This is a genomic window from Asanoa sp. NPDC049475 (assembly GCF_040676915.1).
GTDB lineage: Bacteria > Actinomycetota > Actinomycetes > Mycobacteriales > Micromonosporaceae > Asanoa.
Genome location: NZ_JBFAPY010000023.1, coordinates 1 through 3541, shown reverse-complemented (window position 1 = coordinate 3541; position 3541 = coordinate 1). Strand labels below are relative to the sequence as shown.

The 3541-nt window shown below is 68.6% G+C and carries 3 protein-coding genes; 1 reads left to right on the top strand and 2 read right to left on the bottom strand.

Annotation, left to right across the window (positions count from 1 at the left end; all coding sequences use genetic code 11):
* The coding region (locus AB0J88_RS39970) for an endo-1,4-beta-xylanase (RefSeq protein WP_364362212.1) at positions 1–1071 on the bottom strand (1071 nt) is incomplete at its 3' end.
* Positions 1072–1291: 220 nt separating this feature from the next.
* Positions 1292–2047, bottom strand: a complete 756-nt coding sequence (locus AB0J88_RS39965; RefSeq protein WP_364362213.1) for a sigma-70 family RNA polymerase sigma factor — start codon at positions 2045–2047, stop codon at positions 1292–1294.
* Positions 2048–2506: 459 nt separating this feature from the next.
* On the opposite strand from AB0J88_RS39965, the gene AB0J88_RS39960 reads away from it, so the two are divergent.
* Positions 2507–3541: poly(3-hydroxybutyrate) depolymerase (locus AB0J88_RS39960; RefSeq protein ID WP_364362214.1), on the top strand; the 1035-nt coding region annotated here is incomplete at its 3' end.

The window sequence follows — 3541 nt, the reverse complement described above, 5'->3', positions numbered from 1 at the left end:
GTTGGTGGTGGCTGCCCCGCTGACGTCGAGGCAGCGTCCGGAGGCTTCGTTGCGTAGGCGGTTGCCGGTGGGGTTGGGCGGCGGAGTCGTCGGGTTCGAGCCACCGTTGAGGGTGTCGAGGACCGCGGTGTAGGCGGCCTTCTTGTTGCCCGCGCAGTCGAACAGCAACGCGTTGTCGCTGCCCCGCCAGGAGTCACAGTCGCGCACGCCCCACACGGTGATGCCGTTGCACCGGGATACCGCCAGACAGGCGCGGGTGACGGTGGCGTAGATGTTGGCCTGGTTGCCGCCCTGCGTGACGTCGAGCTCGGTGATCTGCACGTCGACGCCGGCGTCCGCGAAGCGCTGCAGGTTGGCCTGGTAGTCGCCGGCGATCGAGGTGCCGAGGTGGGACTGGAAGCCCACGCAGTCGATGGGCACGCCGCGGCTCTTGAAGTCGCGGACCATGTTGTAGATGCCGGTCGACTTCGCGTTGATGCCGTCGGTGTTGTAGTCGTTGTAGCAGAGCTTGGCGTTCGGGTCGGCGGCGCGGGCGGCACGGAACGCGGCCTCGATCCAGTCGTTGCCGGTGCGCTGCAGGTTCGAGTCACGCCGACCACCCCCGCCGCCGTCGGCGAAGGCCTCGTTCACCACGTCCCACGAGTGGATCTGTCCCCGGAAGTGGGTGGCCACCTGGGTGACGTGGTTGATGGCGGCGTTGCGCAGGTCGCTGCCGGACAGTCCCTGGGCCCAGCCGGGCTGCTGGGCGTGCCAGAGCAGGGTGTGGCCGCGCACGCTCATGCCGTTGGCGCGGGCATGACTGACGATGCGGTCGCCGGCGCCGTAGTTGAAGACGCCGCGCTGCGGCTCGGTCGCGTCCCACTTCATCTCGTTCTCGGCGACGAGGCTGTTGAACTCGCGGTTGAGGACCGACATGTAGGTGCTGTCGTTGAACTTGTACGTGCCGACCGCGGCGCCGAAGTAGCGACCCTTCTCCGCCGCCGAAGCCCGCAGCGTGGTGCCGGCGTTCGCGGTGCCGGTGAACACCAGCGCACCCCCGGTCGCGAGCAGCCCGGCCAGCAGGAGCGGCATCAACGTTCTCACTCTGCGTCGCCGCCGCGACGTGTGCTCTCTCATCACTGCATCCCTTTCTCAGTGGGTTCAGTCGGTTGCGTAAGCGCGCTAAATTGCTAGCCCGCCTCAGCTTTCGCTGGTGCCCTGCAGGAATGGATGCAACGCTACGCATCGATGTTTTCGAGATTGCCAGATTGTTTCCAGGCATTCAAGGGCAATCGTCGATACGTAACGGGGACTATTGACGGCCGCGTTTCGTAACACATTTTCGACGGCGATGTGGAACGCCGGCGACCAGCGGCTCGATGGGAACAAGTCCGTCGACGGCTCGGGCGCAGTCCGGACACGAGCGGGTGTGCCGGGTGATGCGCTTGCGCCACAGCGGGCTCGGCTCCCCGTCCCAGCCCTCCACGACCGCCACCAGCCGCGGGCATCGAGGAATGGCCTCCAGCGCGACGACGAGCGACCGGCTCAGCTCGAGTTGGTGGCGCATGCGCTGGACGCGCACGCCGGCGTGCGCCACCGTCGTTCCCAGTGCCGCCGCGAGCTCGGCCCTGGTCAGCTGGTCAGCGGCCTCCAGCCAGAACAGCGACAGCAGCTCCCGGTCACCGGGGTCCATCCACCGACCGGCGCGTAGGGCCTGGCGCCGGTAACCGGACAGCTCGGCGTGGACCAGGGCCACGCTCTCGGCGTCCGTGTCCGGTGGGTCGGGCACCTCGTCGAGCGGGGCGGTCCGTGCGGCGTCCACCTGCCGCCGGTGCAGGTGGGTGCCGACCTGACGCGTCGCGATCGTCGCCAGCCACGGACGGAAGCTCTCGGGTGCACGCAGCCTGCCCAGCTCGCGCAGGGCGCGCAGCATCGTTTCCTGCACCACGTCGTCGACGTCCGGCAGCCCACCCAACGCCCTGCGCACGATGGTGTACACGAGCGGCAGGTAAGCCGCGAAGAGCGCGTCGAGCGCCCGCCGCTCGCCGGCCTGTGCGGCCAGGACCATGCCTCGCTCGTCCGCTCTGCCGGCTGGCACCACGAACCTCTCCACGTCCGACCGGGATCGATCCCGTATGACGTATGACGTTACAAGTGCGGACTTTAAGCCGCCAGACCTCCGGCGTCAAGTGGACGTCATCAATTAACAGGAAGACGCGATGCCCGGCATCGGAATTGAGACAAGAAATGTGTTACGGCTGCGCGCCCACCAAAGTCGCATTGACATCCCGCGATTCTCCATCGCATGCTGACCCAGCGGGAGCACGGGTCGGGCCGGCACCTCAGATGACGCTGCGTCACGTCCCGGAGGGACATCACCAACCGTCGTGGCGGACGGCCGCCACACCCCTGCCCGCCTTCGGCGCGCCCAGGCTGGGCCAGCGCACGCGAAGTGGACGCTCGTCCCCGTCGGCGTCGTCGCGGCCGGCTCCGCCGACCCCACCCCCAGAGAACGGAGCACACACCCATGCCCCAGAGCACCAGACGGCATCGATGGCGCACGCTGCTCGCGGTCGCCGGGACCGTGGTTCTCGCCACCGCCGGCATCACCAGCATCCGGTTGGGGTCCGCGGCGGCGGACGCCGTCCCGCTCGCGGCCACGGCCGGATGTGGCAAGGCCCCGGCGTTGAGCAGTGGGACGCACACGATCCAGAGCAGCGGCCAGAGTCGCAGCTTCATCCTGCGGGTTCCCGCCAACTACAACAGCAGCAACCCGTACCGGCTGATTTTCGCCTTCCACTGGCGCGGTGGCACGATGAACGACGTCGCGTCGGGCGGGAGCAGCGGGAACAGCTGGGCCTACTACGGGATGCTGGAGCAGTCGAACAACAGCGCGATCCTCGTGGCGCCGCAGGGCCTCGGCAACGGCTGGGCGAACTCCGGCGGTCAGGACCTCACGTTCGTCGACGACATGATGCGGCGAGTCGAAGAGGCCCTCTGTGTCGACACGACGCAGCGCTTCGCCATGGGTTTCAGCTACGGGGGCGGCATGAGCTACGCGATCGCGTGCGCCCGTGCCAGCGCCTTCCGGGCCGTCGCCGTCTACTCCGGAGCGCAGCTGAGCGGGTGCAGCGGCGGCACACAGCCGATCGCGTACTTCGGGATCCACGGCATCTCGGACAACGTCCTCAACATCTCCTCGGGACGTTCGCTGCGCGACACGTTCGTACGCAACAACGGCTGTGCGGCCCAGAGCCCGCGCGAGCCGAGCCAGGGCAGCGGGGCACACATCACCACCGCGTACTCCTGCCGGGCGGGATATCCGGTGCAGTGGGCCGCGTTCGACGGCGGGCACGGACCCGGGCCGGTGGACGGCTGCTCCGGCTGTGAGGACGGAGTCAGGACCTGGACCAAGGGCGAGGTGTGGAGGTTCTTCGCGCAGTTCGCGGGCACCAACCCCACGCCGGACCCGACGACTCCGCCGCCCAACCCCACCGGCAACCGCCTACGCAACGAAGCCTCCGGACGCTGCCTCGACGTCAGCGGGGCAGCCACCACCAAC

What these genes read in the sequence shown, in the direction of transcription:
- AB0J88_RS39965 (WP_364362213.1), bottom strand. Translation starts at nt 2,047, where the DNA reads ATGGTCCTGGCCGCACAGGCCGGCGAGCGGCGGGCGCTCGACGCGCTC.